At 68.7% G+C, this 19638-nt stretch carries 16 protein-coding genes and 1 riboswitch; of the genes, 7 read left to right on the top strand and 9 right to left on the bottom strand.

What is annotated here, in order from left to right; genetic code table 11:
• The first annotated feature begins 52 nt into the window (after window positions 1-52).
• The 6 genes from OG828_RS17675 (at window position 53) to OG828_RS17650 (ending at window position 7224) form a co-directional block, all read left to right on the top strand.
• Window positions 53-1351: an HD-GYP domain-containing protein gene (locus OG828_RS17675; protein WP_328501683.1), complete on the top strand. Its 1299-nt coding sequence runs from the start codon at window positions 53-55 to the stop codon at window positions 1349-1351.
• Complete coding sequence (locus tag OG828_RS17670) at window positions 1348-2595, top strand: HD-GYP domain-containing protein (protein WP_328438633.1); 1248 nt, start codon at window positions 1348-1350, stop codon at window positions 2593-2595. The genes OG828_RS17675 and OG828_RS17670 overlap by 4 nt, the downstream gene beginning before the upstream one ends.
• Before the next feature lie 113 nt (window positions 2596-2708).
• Window positions 2709-3689 carry a tetratricopeptide repeat protein gene (locus OG828_RS17665; RefSeq protein WP_328357233.1) on the top strand — a complete coding sequence of 327 codons (981 nt, stop codon included), beginning with the start codon at window positions 2709-2711 and terminating at the stop codon, window positions 3687-3689.
• Window positions 3690-3815: 126 nt separating this feature from the next.
• The gene (gene def, locus OG828_RS17660) at window positions 3816-4466 is read left to right on the top strand and encodes a peptide deformylase (protein ID WP_328501682.1); all 651 of its coding nucleotides are present in this window, start codon (window positions 3816-3818) and stop codon (window positions 4464-4466) included.
• Window positions 4467-4765: 299 nt separating this feature from the next.
• The gene (cyc1, locus tag OG828_RS17655) at window positions 4766-5851 is read left to right on the top strand and encodes an epi-isozizaene synthase (RefSeq protein WP_328357227.1); all 1086 of its coding nucleotides are present in this window, start codon (window positions 4766-4768) and stop codon (window positions 5849-5851) included.
• A complete protein-coding gene (locus OG828_RS17650) occupies window positions 5848-7224 on the top strand; it encodes a bifunctional albaflavenone monooxygenase/terpene synthase (RefSeq protein ID WP_328501681.1) in 1377 nt (458 codons plus the stop codon). The genes cyc1 and OG828_RS17650 overlap by 4 nt, the downstream gene beginning before the upstream one ends.
• Before the next feature lie 4 nt (window positions 7225-7228).
• Here the strand turns inward: OG828_RS17650 and OG828_RS17645 are convergent, their stop codons facing one another.
• From OG828_RS17645 to OG828_RS17605, 9 genes are all read right to left on the bottom strand, one after another.
• The gene (locus tag OG828_RS17645; protein WP_328357221.1) at window positions 7229-8194 is read right to left on the bottom strand and encodes a GlxA family transcriptional regulator; all 966 of its coding nucleotides are present in this window, start codon (window positions 8192-8194) and stop codon (window positions 7229-7231) included.
• Window positions 8195-8411: 217 nt separating this feature from the next.
• Window positions 8412-9425 carry a ribonucleotide-diphosphate reductase subunit beta gene (locus tag OG828_RS17640; RefSeq protein WP_328438632.1) on the bottom strand — a complete coding sequence of 338 codons (1014 nt, stop codon included), beginning with the start codon at window positions 9423-9425 and terminating at the stop codon, window positions 8412-8414.
• Window positions 9425-11773, bottom strand: a complete 2349-nt coding sequence (locus OG828_RS17635; RefSeq protein ID WP_328501680.1) for a ribonucleoside-diphosphate reductase subunit alpha — start codon at window positions 11771-11773, stop codon at window positions 9425-9427. The genes OG828_RS17640 and OG828_RS17635 overlap by 1 nt, the downstream gene beginning before the upstream one ends.
• A gap of 122 nt (window positions 11774-11895) precedes the next feature.
• Window positions 11896-12024: riboswitch (cobalamin riboswitch) on the bottom strand.
• A gap of 53 nt (window positions 12025-12077) precedes the next feature.
• On the bottom strand, window positions 12078-12584 hold the full coding sequence (locus OG828_RS17630; RefSeq protein WP_328501679.1) for a GNAT family N-acetyltransferase: 507 nt from the start codon (window positions 12582-12584) through the stop codon (window positions 12078-12080).
• A 121-nt stretch (window positions 12585-12705) separates the two neighbouring features.
• On the bottom strand, window positions 12706-14337 hold the full coding sequence (gene mctP, locus OG828_RS17625) for a monocarboxylate uptake permease MctP (protein ID WP_328357209.1): 1632 nt from the start codon (window positions 14335-14337) through the stop codon (window positions 12706-12708).
• Window positions 14334-14588: a DUF3311 domain-containing protein gene (locus OG828_RS17620; RefSeq protein WP_210572364.1), complete on the bottom strand. Its 255-nt coding sequence runs from the start codon at window positions 14586-14588 to the stop codon at window positions 14334-14336. The genes mctP and OG828_RS17620 overlap by 4 nt, the downstream gene beginning before the upstream one ends.
• A gap of 141 nt (window positions 14589-14729) precedes the next feature.
• Complete coding sequence (locus OG828_RS17615; RefSeq protein WP_155060689.1) at window positions 14730-14930, bottom strand: YbdD/YjiX family protein; 201 nt, start codon at window positions 14928-14930, stop codon at window positions 14730-14732.
• A complete protein-coding gene (locus OG828_RS17610; RefSeq protein WP_328501678.1) occupies window positions 14902-17040 on the bottom strand; it encodes a carbon starvation CstA family protein in 2139 nt (712 codons plus the stop codon). The genes OG828_RS17615 and OG828_RS17610 overlap by 29 nt, the downstream gene beginning before the upstream one ends.
• Window positions 17041-17252: 212 nt before the next feature.
• Window positions 17253-18017 carry a GntR family transcriptional regulator gene (locus tag OG828_RS17605; protein ID WP_210572368.1) on the bottom strand — a complete coding sequence of 255 codons (765 nt, stop codon included), beginning with the start codon at window positions 18015-18017 and terminating at the stop codon, window positions 17253-17255.
• Window positions 18018-18322: 305 nt separating this feature from the next.
• Between OG828_RS17605 and OG828_RS17600 the strand changes: the two genes are divergently transcribed.
• Window positions 18323-19600 carry an extracellular solute-binding protein gene (locus OG828_RS17600; RefSeq protein WP_328501677.1) on the top strand — a complete coding sequence of 426 codons (1278 nt, stop codon included), beginning with the start codon at window positions 18323-18325 and terminating at the stop codon, window positions 19598-19600.
• The last annotated feature ends 38 nt before the right edge of the window (window positions 19601-19638 follow it).

The following is a 19638-nucleotide window of genomic DNA, read 5'->3' as shown; positions in this document are numbered from 1 at the left end:
CCCGCCGCCCTAGGCTCCTGAGCCGGTACGGGCACGGTCGGGGAGGGACGTCATGGAGGCGGTACCAGCGCGGGCACGCGCGTACGTCGCCTGCGTAGCCCTCGGTGCGCTGCTCTGCCTCCTCCCGCTGCCGTCCCTGCACACGCCCTGGTGGGCGGTCGCGCTGCTCGCCGCGCTCTACGCCGGATGCGAGCAGATCACCCGGTGGCGGGCCCTCGGCACCTTCTATCCCGTCCTGCTGGCCGGGGCCTTTCTGCTGCCGCCGCCCGCCGCCGCGCTGGTCGCGGTGCCCGGAGCGCTGCTGTCCCCCGTAGCGGGCCGGCCCCGGACGCCGCGGCGGATCTGGCGGGCGGCCGAACTCGTCGTCGCCGTCTGGGCGGCGGCCCGCGTCCACTGGGCGCTGGGCGGCCGGGACGCGGTCGTGGCATCCGACTTCCCGTACGCGCTGCTGCCCGCCCTGGCCGCGGTGCTCGCGTTCTGCCTGGTGCTCAGCGTGCTGGACGGCGGGATCCTGGCCCTCGCCGAGCGCGTGCCCGTACGGCAGGCCTGGCGTGGTCTGTTCCTACGATCCCTTGCGCCGATCGGCGTCCACGGCCTCGCCGGGCTGATGATGGCCGTCCTGTGGCGCAGCCCGTATGGGCCGTTCGCCGCGCTGCTGGTGCTGCTGCCGATGTGCGTGTCGGCCTGGGTGTTCGCGCAGTACCACCGGGAGCGGGCGGCGCATCAGGCGACCATCCGGGCGCTGGTGCAGGCCGTCGACATCAAGGACGAGTACACGCGCGGGCACAGCGAGCGGGTCGGGCAGGCGTCGACGATGATCGCGCGTGAGCTGGGGATGGACGACGAACGCGTCGAAGTCCTGCGGTTCGCCGGAATCCTGCACGACGTGGGGAAGTTGGGCGTGCCGACGCGGCTGCTGCGCAAGGACGGGCCGCTGACTCCCGAGGAGCGGCGGGTCATCGAGCTGCATCCGGAGTACGGCCACGAGATGGTGCGCGGGATCGCCTTCCTCGGCGAGGCGCGGGCGGCGGTGCTGCACCATCACGAGCGGCTGGACGGGAGCGGATATCCGTACGGGCTGGTGGGCACCCAGATCCCGGAGTGCGCGCGGGTGGTGGCGGTCGCCGACGCCTTCGACGCGATGACGTCCACGCGGTCCTACCGGCGGGCCAGGCCGGTCGCTGTCGCGCTGGAGGAGCTGCGGCGGTGCGCGGGAGCGCAGTTCGACCCCCGGATGGTCGAGGCGCTGGTCCGGGCCCTGGGCCGACATGGCTGGCGCCCGGCGGTCACCGCGGGCGAGGAACCACGCGTCACTCCGCCCGCCGAGAGCCGCCTGGGAGCGCGGCGATGAGCGTCGCACGCCGGCGGCCGCTGGTGCCCCTCATCCACGCCTGCGCGCTCTGTCTCGCCGCCGCCTCCCTCGCACACACCCTCTGGACCGGCCTCGACGACCCCTGCGTCGCCCTCGCCTTCGCCGTCCTGGTCGCCCTCGGTGAACTCGCCCGGTGGAGCGGGGCCGAGGCCAGGGAGTCCGCGCCGCTCGGGGCTGCGGGGGCGCTCGCGTACGCGCTGCTCGGGGAGGACGCGGGACGGGCCACCGAACACGGAGTCCCGCAGGTCGTCACCGTCGTGCTCGCCGCCTCGCTCGTCGGGAGCGTGCCGCACATCGCGCGGGGACAGGGGTCGACGGCCGATCATCTGGCCCGGCGCATCCTGACCGTCGCCTTCGCCGCCTTCTGCTTCCAACCCCTGTACAACCAGGGCGCGTTCGGCAAGGGCGCGGGACCCGCGTACGCCCTGCTGCTCGTCGCGCTGCTCACGCTCACCGCGCTGTGCGACGCCGTCCTCGCCGCGGCCCTCGCGCACTCCCGCACCGGATGGCCCTTCGGGCCGCTGCTGCGGGACGAGCTGCGGGGCCTGCTCGGGATCGGGTCAGCGGTGTGCGCGACCGGGGCGGTGATGGCGCTCGCGGTGGCCGTCGTGGGGCTGTGGGCGCTGCCCGTCTTCTCGCTGCCGCTGCTGCTCACCCAGCTCTCCTTCCGGCGCTACGCCGCCGTCCGCACCACCTACCGGCAGACCATCGCCTCCCTCGCCCGCGCCACCGAGATCGCCGGATACACCCCCGCGGGGCATGCCCGGCGGGTGGCCGCGCTCAGCCGGGCGGTAGGGCGCGACATGGGGCTGTCCGGGCCCGACCTCACCGTCCTGGAGTACGCGGCACTCATGCACGACATCGGTCAGCTCAGCCTCGTCGACCCCGTCCCGGCCGGCGCCACCGCCGCGCTCCCGCCGTCCGAGCAGCGGCGGATCGCCCTGCTCGGCGGGGCCGTCGTACGGCAGACCGGGGTGAGCCCGCAGGTCGCCACGGTCGTGGAGCGGCAGGCCGACCCCTGCCGGGAGCAGCCCGTGGCCGCACGGATCGTACGGGCGGTCAACGCCTACGAGGAGAAGGCCCGGGACGCCGGTCCCGGCGGGCCGCTGCGGGCCCTGGAGGAGCTGCGGCTCGCGACCGCCGGGGACTACGCACCCGAGGTGGTCGAGTCGCTGGCCCGTGTGCTGGCCAAGGACTGTCTGACCCTGCCCGGGGCTGGGTAACCCATGGGTAATGAGCGCCCCTCCAGCCGTACGTGGTTTGATGCGCAGGAGAGGGTGTCCGGGGGCGCGAAAGGCACAGCCAGCCCACTCCACGGAACTGGCAGGCGGGAATCGTGAGGATCTTCGGCAAGGGACGGCACCGGCCCTCCGCCTCCTGGCGGCAGGCCACCGACCGTGCGTTCACGCTGATCGGGGACGGTCGGTACGAGGACGCGGGCGCGCTGCTGACACGGGCCGCCGATCTGGAGCCCTGGCTTTCCGAGTCCTGGTTCAACCTGGCCCTGCTGCACAAATTCCGGCACGACTGGGAGCAGGCGCGGGCCGCGGGTCTCAGGGCCGTCGCGCTGCTCGACCGGGAGACCGGGGCACCTGACTGGTGGAACGTCGGCATCGCCGCCACCGCGCTCCAGGACTGGCCGCTGGCCCGCCGTGCCTGGCAGGCGTACGGGCTGCGCGTGCCGGGCGGTCCCGGCGCTGCCGGGGAGCCCGTCGGGATGGACCTGGGCAGTGCGGCCGTACGGCTGTCGCCGGAGGGCGAGGCCGAGGTGGTGTGGGGGCGGCGGCTCGATCCCGCGCGCATCGAGGTGCTGTCCATTCCGCTGCCGTCGTCGGGGCGGCGCTGGGGTGAGGTCGTGCTGCACGACGGGGTTCCGCATGGCGAGCGGACCATCGCCGCGGGGCATGCGTATCCCGTGTTCGACGAGATCGAGCTGTGGGCGCCGTCGCCGGTGCCGACGTGGGTGGTGCTGCTGGAGGCGGCCAGCGAGGCCGACCGGGATGCGTTGGAGCAGTTGGCTGCGGACGCGGGGTTCGCTGCGGAGGACTGGTCGTCTTCGGTGCGGTTGCTGTGTCGGATGTGCTCGGAGTCTCGGATGCCGTCGGATGAGGGTGACGGGGAGCATCTGGATCCGCATGATCACAGTGAGCCGGGGCATCCTGGGCCGCTGGGGCATCGGACGGATGGGCAGTTGTGGGTGCCGGAGCGGGAGTGCGGGGTGGCTGCGCCGGCTTCGCTGGTTCGGGGGCTGTTGGACGGGTGGGTTGCCGATAGCCCGGATTCTCGGGACTGGCGGGATTTGGAAGAGGTCTGCTAGGTCGTTGGTCGGCTGCGGGTCCGTTGTGGCTGGTCGCGCAGTTCCCCGCGCCCCTGACGGGGCGCGTCCACGTACCCTGTATCCGCAACTTCACGCTTGTTTGGTTTTAGGAAGGCATCGTCGGTCATGGCCCAGCAGGACACCGAGCAGCAGCACGCGGGCGTGCTTCCCGTGGATGACGAGGGGTTTGTCGTCGACACCGAGGACGCGGAGGAGCGCGAGAGCGCCTGGCGTGAGCGTGGCTCCTCGCGTCCGATCACCGTCGTCGGGAATCCGGTGCTGCACAAGGAGTGCAGGGACGTCACCGACTTCAGCGAGGAGCTCCAGCAGCTGATCGCGGACATGTTCGCCTCGCAGCGGACCGCCGAGGGTGTGGGCCTGGCCGCCAACCAGGTCGGCGTCGACCTGAAGGTCTTCGTCTACGACTGCCAGGACGACCAGGGCGTCCGGCACGTGGGCGTGGTCTGCAACCCGAAGCTGGTCGAGCTGCCCGCCGAGCAGCGTCGGCTGGACGACAGCAACGAGGGCTGTCTGTCGGTGCCGACGGCCTACGCACCGCTCGCCCGGCCCGACTACGCCGAGGTGACCGGTCAGGACGAGCAGGGGAACCCGATCAAGGTGCGCGGCACCGGCTACTTCGCCCGGTGTTTGCAGCACGAGACGGACCATCTGTACGGGTACCTCTACATCGACCGGCTCTCCAAGCGCGAACGCAAGGACGCGCTGCGGCAGATGGCCGAGAACGAGCCCCGCTACCCCGTGGTCGCGAACGACTGAAGTCGGCCGGGGGCCACTGGAGCCCCACAACTCCCTTCCGTACGGCGCCTGTTCAGGGTCCTCTTCCTGACCAGGCGCCGTTCGCATGTCCGTCGCACATTCGATCGTATGCGTGCAGCCGGTGACCCATATTCAGTCACACAAGGGGACGTTCTCGGCACCGTGGGGTAGTGAATGGAGCATATGCGTTCCCAGATCGGTCAGTTGTGGTGCTGAATGGAAGTGCGGGGATACGCAACGGCGCACGCCCGGCACGGCGGGAGGGGTGTGTGCAACTGGCGGCTGAGAGGGGTTTGTTCGTGCATGCTTTCTCGCACAGCACCACATCGACACCGACGGCGGTCGCGGTCCCACCATCGCTCTCTCTACCGGTGATCGAGGCAGCGTTTCCCAGGCAACTCCATCCGTATTGGCCCAGGCTCCAGGAGAAGACCCGCACCTGGCTACTGGAAAAAAGGCTCATGCCGGCGGACAAGGTGGAGGAATATGCCGACGGCTTGTGCTACACGGACCTCATGGCGGGCTACTACATTGGCGCCCCCGAGGACGTCCTCCAGGCGATTGCGGACTACAGCGCGTGGTTCTTCGTCTGGGACGACCGGCACGACCGCGACATCGTGCACGGCCGGCCGGCCGCTTGGCGGCAGCTGAGGTTCCGGTTGCATACGGCCCTCGATTCCCCCGAGGACCATCTGCACCACGAGGACCCCCTGGTCGCGGGGTTCGCGGACAGCATGGTGCGGTTGTACTCGTTCCTGCCCGAAACCTGGAACGCGCGATTCGCCCGGCACTTCCACGCGGTGATCGAGGCGTACGACCGGGAATTCCGCAACCGTACCGAGGGAGTCGTCCCGACGGTCGAGGAATATCTCGCACTGCGCCGCCTCACTTTCGCGCACTGGATCTGGACGGATCTGCTGGAACCGAGCGCGGGACAGGAACTGCCGGACACCGTGCGGAAGCACCCGGTATACCGCCGGGCGGCCCTGCTGAGCCAGGAATTCGCCGCCTGGTACAACGACCTCTGTTCGTTGCCCAAGGAAATCGCGGGCGATGAGGTCCACAATCTCGGAATCAGTCTCATCAAGCATGAGGGGATGACACTGGAAGCGGCGATCAGGGAAGTGCGGCGACGCGTAGAGGGATGCGTCTCCGAATTCCTGGCCGTCGAAAAGAAGGCCCTGCGTTTCGCCGACGGGCTCGACGACGGAACGGTGCGGGGAAAGGAATTGAGCGCCGCCGTGCGGGCCTGCGTCGGCAATATGCGGAACTGGTTCAGCACGGTCTATTGGTTCCACCACGAGTCCGGCCGCTACCGGGTCGACTCCTGGGACGACCGGTCCACGCCCCCGTACGTCGACAACGAAGCGGCAGGTGAGAAATGACCGTCGAGTCCGTGAAGCCCGAAGCCCCGGACCATGAGGCATCGGAGCTGCGTGAGCCGCCCCTGGCGGGCGGTGGGGTCCCTGGTCTCGGCCATGGCCTCAAACTGGTCCGCGACCCGCTGGCCTTCATGGCCCGGCTGCGCGAGCACGGCGACGTCGTCCGGCTGAAGCTCGGCCCGAAGACGGTCTACGCCGTCACCACCCCGGCGCTCACCGGAGCGCTGGCCCTGAGCCCCGACTTCAAGATCGACGGCCCGCTGTGGGAGTCGCTCGAAGGCCTGCTCGGCAAGGAGGGCGTGGCCACCGCGAACGGCCCGCGGCACCGGCGTCAGCGCCGCACCATCCAGCCCGCCTTCCGGCTCGACGCCATCCCGGCGTACGGGCCGATCATGGAGGAGGAGGCGCATGGGCTGACCGAGCGCTGGCAGCCCGGCGAGACCATCGACTGCACGTCCGAGTCCTTCCGGATCGCGGTGCGGATCGCCGCCCGCTGTCTGCTGCGTGGCGATTACATGGACGAGCGGGCGGAGCGGCTGTGTGTCGCGCTCGCCACCGTGTTCCGTGGGATGTACCGGAGGATGGTCGTCCCGCTGGGACCGCTCTACCGGCTGCCTCTGCCGCCCAACCGCAAATTCAACCGGGCGCTGGCCGATTTGCATCTCCTGGTCGACGAGATCGTCGCCGAACGCCGGGCATCTGGTCAAAGGCCGGACGATTTGCTCACGGCGTTGCTGGAGGCGAAGGACGACAATGGCGACCCCATCGGGGAACAGGAGATCCACGACCAGGTCGTCGCGATACTCACCCCCGGCAGCGAAACAGTGGCGTCCACGATCATGTGGCTGCTGCACATGCTCGCGGAACAACCCGAACACGCGGACAAGGTGAAGGCGGAGGTCGAATCCGTGACCGGCGGCCGGCCCGTCGCATTCGACGACGTCCGTAAGCTCAGGCACACCAACAATGTCGTCGTCGAAGCCATGCGTTTGCGCCCAGCCGTATGGATATTGACGCGACGGGCGGTGACCGACACGGAACTCGGTGGCTACCGCATTCCGGCCGGGGCCGACATCGTGTACAGCCCGTACGCGATCCAGCGCGATCCGCTCTCGTATGGGCACAACCTGGAGTTCGACCCGGACCGCTGGCTGCCCGAGCGGGTCAAGGAAGTGCCGAAGTACGCCATGAGCCCCTTCAGCGTCGGCAACCGCAAGTGCCCCAGCGACCACTTCTCGATGGCCCAGCTGACGCTGGTCACGGCGGCACTGGCCACCAAGTACCGCTTCGAGCAAGTGCGGGGCTCCGACGACGGCACGCGGGTGGGCATCACGCTGCGCCCGCAGCGACTGCTGCTGAGGCCCGTGGCGAGGTGATGCGTCAGGCCGCTTCGGGGCCCCGGAATGTCCGCCGGTAGGCCTGCGGGGTGGTCCCGACCGACCGTACGAACTGATGGCGCAGCGCGGCCGCGGTACCGAACCCGGTGCGGGCCGCGATCGCGTCCACCGTCTCGTCCGTCGCCTCCAGCAACCGCTGGGCGAGCAGCACGCGCTGGCGCAGGATCCAGCGGTAGGGAGTCGTGCCGGTCTCCTGCTGGAAGCGGCGGGCGAAGGTGCGCGGCGACATGTGCGCCCGCGCGGCGAGCTGCTCGACGGTGACCTCCTCGTCGAGATGCTCCTCCATCCACACCAGTACCTCACCGACCGTGTCGCACTGCGACCGGGGCAGCGGTCGCTCGATGAACTGGGCCTGCCCGCCGTCCCGGTGCGGCGGTACGACCATGCGCCGGGCGATGGCGTTGGCGACCTCCGGCCCCTCGTCCTTGCGCACGATGTGCAGACAGGCGTCGATGCCGGCGGCCGTGCCCGCCGAGGTGATCACCGGGTCCTCGTCGACGTACAGCACATCGGGCTCGATGATCGCGCGCGGGAAGCGCCGGGCCAATTCGTCCGCCTGCCGCCAGTGCACCGCGCACCGCCGCCCGTCGAGCAGCCCGGCGGCACCGAGGACGAAGACGCCGGAGCAGACGCTGAGCACCCGGGCGCCCCGGTCCGTGGCCCTGACCAGGGCGTCGAGCAGCTCGTCCGGATAGTCCCGGCCGATGTAGTCGCTTCCCGCCGGTACGGCGATCAGATCCGCCTCGTCGAGCCGCTCGAGCCCGTACGGCGTGGAGACCGTGAACCCGGGGACATGGGTGCGCAGCGCGGGTCCTTCCGCCGAGACGACCGCGAAGTCGTACACCGGCAGCCCCTCGTCGCTGCGGTCGAGGCCGAAGACCTCACAGACCACACCGAGTTCGAAGGGGTGAACTCCGTCGAGCAGGGCGACGGCCACGTTCTTCAGCATGCTGCCAGTGTGCCACCGCCGTGGCAGTAATTCGAGGGTGCATGACAGTCCTGCCACTGTCAGGAGTGTCATGCCAGTACGAGACTTACCGCATGAACACATTCCTCGAACTCATGGCCCTCGTGATTCTCTTCTCCCTCCTCGGCGGTCCGGCGATCGTGGGGGCGCTCCACGACCGCCGGATCGACCGACAACTGAGGGAGGCGGAACGGAAGACTCAGAAGTCCTCGTCCAGGTCGACGGTGCCCTCCACCGCCACCTGGTACGCCGAAGGACGCCGCTCGAAGAAGTTGGTGAGTTCCTGAACCCCCTGCAACTCCATGAAGGAGAAGGGGTTCTCGGAGCCGTACACCGGAGCGAAACCGAGGCGACTGAGTCGCTGGTCGGCGACGCACTCCAGGTACTGCCGCATCGATTCCGTGTTCATCCCCGGGAGGCCGTCACCACACAGGTCGCGCGCGAACTGCAGCTCGGCCTCGACGGCCTCCCTCAGCATGTCGGTGACCTGCTGCTCGAGCTGGTCGTCGAAGAGCTCCGGCTCCTCCTTGCGGACCGTGTCGACCACGTCGAACGCGAAGGACATGTGCATCGTCTCGTCGCGGAACACCCAGTTGGTGCCGGTCGCCAGGCCGTGCAGCAGACCCCGGCTGCGGAACCAGTAGACGTACGCGAAGGCCCCGTAGAAGAACAGGCCCTCGATGCACGCCGCGAAGCAGATGAGGTTGAGCAGGAAGCGGCGCCGGTCGGCCTGCGTCTCCAGGCGGTCCAGCTTCTCGACCTCGTTGATCCACTTGAAGCAGAACCCGGCCTTCTCGCGGATGGACGGGATGTTCTCCACGGCGTCGAACGCGGCGGCCCGGTCCTCCGGATCGGGGAGGTAGGTGTCCAGCAGCGTCAGATAGAACTGGACGTGGACGGCCTCCTCGAAGAGCTGCCTTGAGAGATACAGGCGCGCCTCGGGGGAGTTGATGTGCTTGTAGAGCGTCAGCACCAGGTTGTTGGCGACGATCGAGTCACCCGTCGCGAAGAAGGCGACGAGTCGGCCGATCAGGTGCTGTTCGTCGGGCGTGAGCTTGGCGAGGTCGGTGACGTCCGAGTGGAGGTCGACCTCCTCCACGGTCCAGGTGTTCTTGATGGCGTCCCGGTAGCGCTCGTAGAAGTCGGGGTAGCGCATGGGGCGCAGGGTCAGCTCGAAGCCCGGGTCGAGGAGATGCTGGTTACGGGTGGTCATTACTGGCAGGCCTCGCAGGACTCGGGGTTTTCCAGGGAGCAGGCGACGGCGTCTTCAGAGGTCACCTGCTGGACGGGGAGCGTCGCCTGTGCCGCGCGGGCGATGCGGGTCGCCGGGCGGGAGCGCAGGTAGTACGTCGTCTTCAGCCCGGACTTCCAGGCGTACGCGTACATCGAGGAGAGCTTTCCGATGGTCGGCGTCTCCAGGAAGAGGTTCAGGGACTGGGACTGGTCCAGGAAGGGGGTTCTGGCGGCGGCCATGTCGATCAGTCCGCGCTGCGGGATCTCCCACGCCGTGCGGTAGAGCCGCCGTACGTCCTCGGGGATCCAGGCGAAGTCCTGCACCGAGCCGTTCGCCTCGCGCAGCGCCTCGCGGGTGCGGGCGTCCCAGACGCCGAGTGCCTTGAGTTCGTTCACCAGGTACGAGTTGACCTGGAGGAACTCGCCGGACAGGGTCTCGCGCTTGAAGAGGTTGGAGACCTGCGGCTCGATGCACTCGTACACACCGGCGATGGACGCGATGGTGGCGGTGGGCGCGATGGCCAGGAGCAGCGAGTTGCGCAGGCCGACTTCGGCGATGCGTTCGCGCAGGGCCGCCCAGCGCTCGGGCCAGGTCAGCTCGACGTCGTAGTGGTCGGGGTGCAGGACACCCTTGGCGGTACGGGTCTTCTGCCAGGCGGGGAGGGGGCCGTTGCGCTCGGCGAGGTCGGCGGAGGCCTCGTACGAAGCCAGCATGATGCGCTCGGCGATGCGGGTGGAGAGGGCCTTGGCCTCGGGTGAGTCGAAGGGCAGGCGCAGCTTGAAGAAGACGTCCTGGAGGCCCATCGCGCCGAGGCCCACGGGACGCCACTTGGCGTTGGACCGGCCCGCCTGCTCGGTCGGGTAGAAGTTGATGTCGACGACGCGGTCGAGGAAGGTGACGGCGGTGCGGACGGCCTCGTCCAGCCGCTCCCAGTCGATGTCCCCGTCGTTCACGAACGCGCCGAGGTTGACCGACCCCAGGTTGCACACCGCCGTCTCATCGTCGTCCGTGACCTCCAGGATCTCCGTGCAGAGGTTGGAGGAGTGGACGACATGGCCGGGCTCGGCGGTCTGGTTGGCGGTGCGGTTGGCGGCGTCCTTGAAGGTCATCCAGCCGTTGCCGGTCTGCGCGAGGGTGCGCATCATGCGGCCGTACAGATCACGGGCCGGGATGGTCTTGCGCGCGAGCCCCGCGGCCTCCGCCTTCTGATACGCGGCGTCGAACTCCTCGCCCCACAGGTCGGTCAGTTCGGGCACGTCGGCGGGGGAGAAGAGGGACCACACGCCGTCCGCGTTGACCCGGCGCATGAACTCGTCCGGGACCCAGTGCGCCAGGTTCAGATTGTGCGTACGGCGGGCGTCCTCACCGGTGTTGTCGCGCAGCTCCAGGAACTCCTCGATGTCGGAGTGCCAGGTCTCCAGGTACACCGCCGCCGCGCCCTTGCGCCGGCCGCCCTGGTTCACGGCGGCGACCGAGGCGTCCAGGGTCTTCAGGAACGGGACGATGCCGTTGGAGTGCCCGTTCGTGCCGCGGATCAGTGAACCGCGGGCGCGGATGCGGGAGTAGGCGATGCCGATGCCGCCGGCGTGCTTCGAGAGGCGGGCCACCTGGTGGTAGCGGTCGTAGATGGAGTCCAGCTCGTCCTTGGGTGAGTCGAGGAGGTAGCAGGACGACATCTGGGGGTGCCGGGTGCCGGAGTTGAAGAGGGTGGGGGAGGAGGGGAGGTAGTCGAGGCGGCTCATCAGCCCGTAGAGCGCGGCGACTTCGTCGACGGAGCGGGCGGTGTCGTCTTCGGCCAGACCTGCGGCGACCCGGAGCATGAAGTGCTGGGGCGTCTCGATCACCTTGCGGGTGATGGGGTGCCGGAGGAGGTAGCGGCTGTGCAGGGTGCGCAGGCCGAAGTAGCCGAAGCGGTCGTCGGCCGCAGGGTCGATCAGGTGGTCCAGGCGGGCCGTGTGCAGCCGTACGAACTCGGCGGTGCGGTCGGCGATGAGGCCCTCGCGATGGCCGACGGCGACCGACTCGGAGAACGACGTGACACCCTGCGAGGCCGCCTCGGCGGCGATGCCGATCGTCAGGAGACGGGCGGCCAGCCGGGAGTACACGGGGTCCTCCGAGATGAGGCCGGCCGCGGCCTCGGTGGCCAGCTCGCGCAACTCCGACTCGTCCGCCCGGGCCGACCTGCCGCGCAGCGCGGCGGCGGCGACCCGGCCGGGGTCGGCGTCGGGGAGGTCGGCGGTCAGCTCGGTCAGGGTCCGCAGCAGTGCGGTTCCCGGACCGTCGGTGTCCTGGATCGCTGAGGCCGGTTCGGCTGGCGCGATGGTCACGTGGGGCTCTCCCTCGCTCGGCACGGGGCCTTGCGGAGGGCAGGGGGCAGCACACGAGCGCACATGGCGTCGCGCCCACCGGCCCATTCCACGAGGCCCGGACGTCGGGCGCACCGGCCGGGTGGCCGGGCGCGCTGTCGGCAGGTCCTCGGACTGACTCCCATACGTGTATGAACACGCATGAGTACACCGTTGCGGGACAGTTCCGGATTCGCACCGGATTCCCCTGCGGCGACAGCGAGCATGAGCATACATCTTGTGCCCGGCTCCGGTGACACCCCTACATGTTGTGTCGCGGTCGGCTTCAGAGCGTCAACTGATAAGTGAGGAGAGTGAACTCGGGCTGCTCCGGGATCGGGTTCCAGTCGCGTTCCGGGGCTCGGGTGAAGCCGAGACGTTCGTAGATGCGGTGGGCTGCGTGCATCGAGGGCTGGGTCGACAGGACCATGCCGGTGCAGCCGTCCGTCGCTTTCGCCCGCTCGACGCACGCGCGGACGAGGGCCTCTCCGGCGCCCCTTCCGCGGGCCGCCCGGGCCACGGCCAGCATGCGGATCTCCGCCTCTCCGGGGCGGGCGAGTTCGGCCATGGGGCCGGGGGAGGGGACGAAGGTGACTCCGCCGAGGAGTTGGTCGCCCTGTGTGGCTACGAGAACGTCGGCCGCGGCGGCGCGCTTCGCCACGTCCTTCAGCTCACCGAGGTACCAGTCGCTCTCGCCGAAGGTCAGGAGGCCGTCCTGGAGGTAGGCCTGGGCTGTGATGTCGCCGAGGGTTCCGTATTCGGTGGGTTCTACGCGCCGGATCACTATGTCCATGCGGGTGAGTGTGCATGAAGAGCGGGCCGCCGTGGTGCTTGATTTCGGCGGCCCGCTGCGGGTTCGTCGTGGCTGGTCGCGCCCACGCGGCGGAGCCGCAAATCGATACAGCCCCGCGCCCCTAATGGGGCGCTGCAGCCGCCGTAGCCGGCGGCAGTTCCGTCTTGACTCCCGGGTCGCCCGCCTCGCCTGTGTAGTCCTCCGGGCTTGTCTCGTCCACGCCCTCGGGGGCCTTCATCGCCTTGAGGGCGAAGGTGAGGACGACCGTCACCAGCACGTTCAGGACGAACGCCGTGAGGCCGATGTAGCCGATCTCGCCGATGCCGGGGATCTCCTTGTTGGAGCCGCCGAAGTGGTCCTGGGTCGGGGAGGCGACGCCGTACGCGGCGACCGTGCCGTAGATCATGCCGACCGCCCAGCCGGCGAGCAGGGCCCAGCGGTGGAACCAGCGGGTGAAGAGGCCGCCGACCAGGGCCGGGAAGGTCTGGAGGATCCAGATGCCGCCCAGCAGTTGGAAGTTGATCGCCACCGTCTTGTCCATGGTCAGGACGAAGACCAGTGCGCCCACCTTCACCAGCAGGGACACCAGCTTGGAGACCTTGGTCTCCTGCGCCGGTGTGGCGTCCGGCTTGATGAAGTCCTTGTAGATGTTGCGGGTGAAGAGGTTGGCCGCCGCGATGGACATGATCGCCGCCGGCACCAGCGCGCCGATGCCGATCGCCGCGAAGGCCACGCCCGCGAACCAGTCGGGGAACATGGTCTCGAACAGCTGCGGGATCGCCAACTGGCCGTTCTCCACCTTGATTCCGGCCGCGATCGCCATGAAGCCGAGCAGACCGAGCAGGCCCAGCATCAGCGAGTACAGCGGCAGGATCGTGGAGTTGCGGCGGATGACGTCACGGCTGCGGCTGGAGAGCACGGCCGTCACCGAGTGCGGGTACATGAACAGCGCGAGCGCCGAGCCGAGGGCCAGGGTGGCGTACGTCCACTGGGTCGCGTCGCCCGGGACCGTCGCACCGCGTGGCGCGCCCGTCGCCGGGTTGGTCTGGCTGAACGCGGCGCTCGCCTTGGCGAAGATGTCGTCGAACCCGCCCAGCTTGATCGGGATGTAGATGACCGCGACCGCGATGACGATGTAGATCAGCGCGTCCTTCACGAACGCGATCAGCGCAGGCGCCCGCAGACCCGAGGAGTACGTGTACGCGGCCAGCACGCCGAAGGCGATCAGCAGCGGCAGGTCCTTGATGAACCAGTTGGTGTCCTCGCCGCCGCCGACGCCCATCACGTCAAGGACGGCCTGGATGCCGACCAGTTGGAGCGCGATGTACGGCATCGTGGCGAGGATGCCGGTGACGGCGACCGCCAGTGACAGCCCCTTGGAGTCGTAGCGGCCCCGGACGAAGTCCGACGTGGTGACGTAGCCGTGCTTGTGCGAGACCGACCACAGCCGCGGCAGGAAGACGAACATCATCGGGTAGATGAGGATCGTGTAGGGCACCGCGAAGAAGCCGGCCGCGCCCGCCGCGTAGATCGCCGCCGGTACGGCGACGAAGGTGTACGCCGTATACAGGTCGCCGCCGAGCAGGAACCAGGTGATCCAGGTGCCGAACGAGCGCCCGCCCAGGCCCCATTCGTCCAGGGTCTGGTCGTTCGCGGCCCTGCGCCAGCGCGAGGCCAAGAAGCCCATGACCGTGACGGCCACGAAGAAGAGGATGAAGACGGCGAGTGCGACGCCGTTCACGCCGTCCTTCACTTTCCGGCACCCCCCTTGCGTGCCCGCTGGTCACGCTGCCACAGCTTGTACGCGACCATCGTCAGCACGGTGGAGAGGACCACCCAGGCCATCTGGTACCAGTAGAAGAACGGGATGCCGATGAAGGCCGGGTCTTCCTTCGCGTACGAACCCACCCACAGCATCGCCACGAAGGGCGCGAATAGGCAGAGCGCGATGACGACCCTGGCGGGTGTCACCGTCCCTCTGTTCACTTCCGATGTTTGTGACATCCGCCGGCTCCGTCCCCTCACTGATCACCTGTGTAACGCGCAGGCAATCTAGGTCACGGTGTCGCGAAAGCGGAAGGCCTCGTCCGCATTCCGGGCGCGATCCTCACCGGGCATCCTCATTCGGGGGCTCACCAGGCGTGTTCAGCAGCAGCGGAAGCCCTGGCGCGGGTCCTCCTCCTGCCGGTCCGTGCGCATCCGCTCGAAGTCACGCCGGGACGGCACCTCGGCCTGAGGGTGGTCTTTCCGTACGTGCGCGACATAACGGTCGTACGCCGACTCGTCGGTCAGCTCCCGCACGTACCAGCGCACGCCCCTAAGAGCCCGTGCCACTGCCGACCGCATCGCGCTCCTCCTCCTTCTCCTCCCGGGTCGGGATCAGCCCGGCCGGGGCGACGATCTTGGACTCGACGTACGGTGCCTCGCTCAGCGTGGACAGGGCCGGGCGGCGGACGTGCCGGACGCAGACGCGGGTCGCGTCGACGATCACGACGACGATCAGGAGCGCCAGGATCCCGGTGAGGACGCCGTCCACCGTGGAGTTGGTGACCACGGTGCGCATGTCGTCCATCGACTTGGCGGGCGCCAGCACCTCGCCCCGGTCGATGGCGTCCTGGAACACCTGGCGCTGCTTGAAGAAGCCGACCTTCGGATCGGAGGAGAACACCTTCTGCCAGCTGGCGGTCAGGGTGACCGTCGCGTCCCAGACGAGCGGAACGCCGGTGATCCAGGCCCACTTGAGACGCCCCGACTTCACCAGCAGGGTCGTGCAGACGGCCAGGGCGACGGCGGCCAGCAACTGGTTGGAGATGCCGAAGATCGGGAAGAGCTGGTTGATTCCGCCGAGGGGTTCATGGACGCCGACCCAAAGGAAGTAGCCCCACAGCCCGCACACGATGGCGCTGGTGATGATCAGGCCGGGCTTCCAGCTGACGTTCTTGAACGGCCGGTAGATGTTGCCGAGGGTGTCCTGGAGCATGAAGCGGCCCACGCGGGTGCCGGCGTCCAGCGCGGTCAGGATGAACAGCGCCTCGAACATGATCGCGAAGTGATACCAGAAGGCCTTGAGGCTTCCGCCGGTCACCTCGGAGAAGATCTGCGAGACCCCGACGGCGAGCGTGGGTGCGCCGCCGGTGCGGGACAGCAGCGTCGACTCCTCCACGTCCTGGGCCGCCTTGGCGAGTTCGGCGGGGGTGATCTGGTAGCCCCAACTGCCCACCACCTGCGAGGCGTTCTCCACCGTCGTGCCGATGACGCCGGACGGCGCGTTCATCGCGAAGTACAGGCCCGGGTCGATGATGCTCGCCGCCACCAGCGCCATGATCGCGACCGACGACTCCATCAGCATGGAGCCGTAGCCGATCATCCGGACCTGCGTCTCCTTCTGGATCATCTTCGGCGTCGTACCGGACGAGATGAGCGAGTGGAAGCCGGACAGGGCACCGCAGGCGATCGTGATGAAGACGAAGGGGAAGAGTGAGCCCGCGAACACCGGCCCGTCACCGCGCGAGGCGAAGTCCGTGACCGCCGGCATCTTCAGCGTCGGCAGCGCGATCACGACGCCGAGCGCGAGGAGCAGGATCGTGCCGATCTTCATGAACGTGGACAGGTAGTCGCGCGGCGCGAGCAGCATCCACACCGGCAGGATCGAGGCGATGAAGCCGTACGCCACCAGCCAGATGACCAGCGTGGAGGGCGCGAGGGTGAAGGTGTCGGCCCACGACGACTCGGCGACCCAGCGGCCCGAGACCAGTGCGAAGAGCAGCAGCGCGACGCCGATGAGGGAGACCTCGGCGACCCGGCCGGGGCGCAGTACGCGCAGGTAGAAGCCCATCAGCAGCGCGATCGGGATCGTCATCGCGATGGAGAAGGTGCCCCACGGGGACTGCGCGAGGGCGTTGACGATGACCAGCGCCAGCACCCCGAGCAGGATGATCATGATGGCGAAGGCGGCGAGCAGCGCCGCCGCGCCGCCGAACGGGCCGATCTCCTCCCGCGCCATCTGTCCCAGCGACCTGCCGTCCCGCCGCGTGGAGAAGAACAGCACCACCATGTCCTGGACCGCGCCCGCGAAGATGACGCCGACGATGATCCAGATCGTGCCCGGCAGATAGCCCATCTGCGCCGCGAGGACCGGCCCGACCAGCGGGCCGGCGCCCGCGATCGCGGCGAAGTGGTGGCCCAGCAGGACCCGGCGGTCGGTGGGGTGGAAGTCGATGCCGTTGTTCAGCCGTTCCGCCGGAGTGGCCCGGGTCTTGTCGACCTTGAGCACCTTGTACGCGATGAACTTGGCGTAGAAGCGGTAGCCGATCGCGTACGAGCCGAGGGCCGCCGCGACCATCCAGGCGGCGGACACGTCCTCGCCCCTGGCCAGCGCGAGCACCGCCCAGCCGACGGCTCCGACCAGCGCGACAAGACTCCAGATGACGATCGTTCGAACGTTCGCGGTGCGCACCGGCTCGCCCTCCCGTCCATGCGATGACGGGAGGACCGTAGAACAGGAATGTGATCTGCGCTACACCGCGTGCAGGTGTTCGCTCTACGAACGGCCCTTATTCCTGGGGCCGCTTGAGCCGAGCCACGCTGCATTGTCCCGGGGCTGCATCGATGTGCGGCTGCCGCCGCGCGGCCTCCGGACCCCCAGCCGATCCCGCTCTGCCCGGCGTTCTACTCCGCGGGCCGCTTCAGCCGAGCCACGAATTTGTAGCGGTCCCCCCGGTACACCGAGCGCACCCACTCCACCGGCTGGCCTTCCCGGTCCAGTGAGTGGCGGGACAGCATCAGCATCGGCAGGCCGACGTCGGTGCCGAGGAGGCCGGCCTCGCGGGGGGTGGCCAGGGAGGTCTCGATGGTCTCCTCGGCCTCGGCGAGATGGACGTCGTAGACCTCGGCGAGGGCGGTGTAGAGGGAGGTGTACTTCACGAGGCTGCGCCTGAGTGCCGGGAAGCGCTTGGCGCTGAGGTGGGTCGTCTCGATGGCCATCGGCTCGCCGTTGGCCATGCGCAGCCGCTCGATGCGCAGCACCCGGCCGCCGGCCGTGATGTCGAGCAGATCGGCGAGGCGGTCGTCGGCAGTGATGTAGCCGATGTCGAGGAGCTGCGAGGTGGGTTCGAGGCCCTGGGCGCGCATGTCCTCGGTGTACGAGGTGAGTTGGAGCGCCTGCGAGACCTTGGGCTTGGCCACGAACGTGCCCTTGCCCTGGATCCGCTCCAGGCGTCCCTCGACGACGAGTTCCTGGAGTGCCTGGCGCACGGTGGTGCGCGAGGTGTCGAACTCCGCGGCGAGCGTGCGCTCGGGCGGGACCGGTGTGCCGGGCGCCTGTGTCTCCGTCATGTCGAGGAGATGCTTCTTCAGGCGGTAGTACTTGGGCACGCGCGCGGTACGGACGGTGGCCCCACCCTCGTTCTCCGCACTGCTGACGTCGGTGCTCATGCTCTGCCTTCCCGGCTCCGGATGCGGGTCACATCGTGATCCCCTCTGTATACCGTCGCCGCCTCTTTTGGTCTAGTCCACAGAGTAAGTGGTCTAGCGGACGACAGTACTCCGCGCGCGCTGATTTCGCTGTCTTCTTACTTAAAGGTTCCTGCATATGTAGGTCGCATAACGGCTGGTCGGAGCCGTTTCGAACACCCTTGACAGGCGCCTTGGTCTGGTCCAGGCTCCCGGTACTGGTCTACACCATTGGTCCAGTCCCGGCCCCGATGGCGGTACGGGGGGGCATCCCTGAGGAGGGTGGCGTGAAGCGCAAGCTGACAGTCGCGATCGGTATCGCGGGCATGATGGTGTCCCTCGCGGCGTGCGGGAGTGACAACGGCGACGGCGGGGACAAGACCGCGGCGGACGGCTACGCGGGCCAGACACTCACGGTGTGGGTGATGGACGGCTCCTCGCCCGATCAGTGGCAGAAGGATGTCGCCACGGCCTTCGAGAAGCAGACCAAGGCCAAGGTCAAGTTCGAGATCCAGCAGTGGAACGGCATCCAGCAGAAGCTGACCACCGCCCTGTCGGAGGAGAACCCGCCGGACGTCTTCGAGATCGGCAACACCCAGACCCCGGCCTACGCCAAGACGGGCGGCCTCGCCGACCTGGCCGACCTGAAGTCCGAGATCGGCGCCGACTGGACCGAGGCGCTCAACGAGTCGTCCATCTATGACGGCAAGCAGTACGCCGCCCCGTGGTACTTCGCCAACCGCGTCGTCCTCTACAACAAGAAGGTCTGGGCGGAGGCGGGCATCAAGGACACCCCCAAGACCCGCGACGAGTTCTACGCCGACCTCAAGCAGATCGGCGAGAAGACCGACGCCGAGCCGATCTACCTGCCCGGCCAGAACTGGTACCACTTCGTCGGCCTGACCATCGGTGAGGGCGCCGAACTGGTGAAGAAGGACGGCGACAAGTACGTCTCCAACCTGGCCGACCCGAAGGTCGCCGCCGCCATGGAGACGTACAAGAAGTTCCAGGCGCTGTCCAAGGCGCCCAAGGACAAGGACGAGGCCACCCCGCAGCAGGGCGAGGTCTTCGGCAAGGGCAACGTCGGTGCCTTCATCGGGATGGGCTGGGAGGCCGGCATCGCGATCGAGGCCAACAAGAAGATCGAGAAGGACATCGGCTACTTCACCATCCCGGGTGCCACGGCCGACAAGCCCGAGGGCGTCTTCCTCGGCGGCTCCAACCTCGCGGTCGCCGCGGGCAGCGAGAAGCAGGAACTCGCCAAGGAGTTCCTGAAGATCGCCCTGTCCGACAAGTACGAGGGCCAGCTGGCCAAGCTCAACGGCGTCATCCCGAACAAGGAGTCGCTGCAGACCAACCTCAAGGGCAACGTCGTCGCCGAGGCCGCCGCGCCGGCCGCCGCGGGCGGTGGCACCACGCCGCTGATCCCGGAGTGGGCCGCCGTGGAGAACGCGCCCAACCCGATCAAGACGTACATGACCGCCGTGCTGAACGGTAAGTCCCCGGCCGATGCCGCGGCGCAGGTCGAGGACGAGTTCAACAAGCGCCTGTCGCAGCAGCAGTGAGGGCACTGGGGGCGGGGCCGTCACGGTCCCGCCCCCAC

This window comes from Streptomyces sp. NBC_00457 (genome assembly GCF_036014015.1).
In the GTDB taxonomy this organism is placed as follows: Bacteria; Actinomycetota; Actinomycetes; order Streptomycetales; family Streptomycetaceae; genus Streptomyces.
The sequence above is the reverse complement of the archived record's forward strand: the minus strand, read 5'-3'. Positions and strand labels throughout refer to the sequence as shown.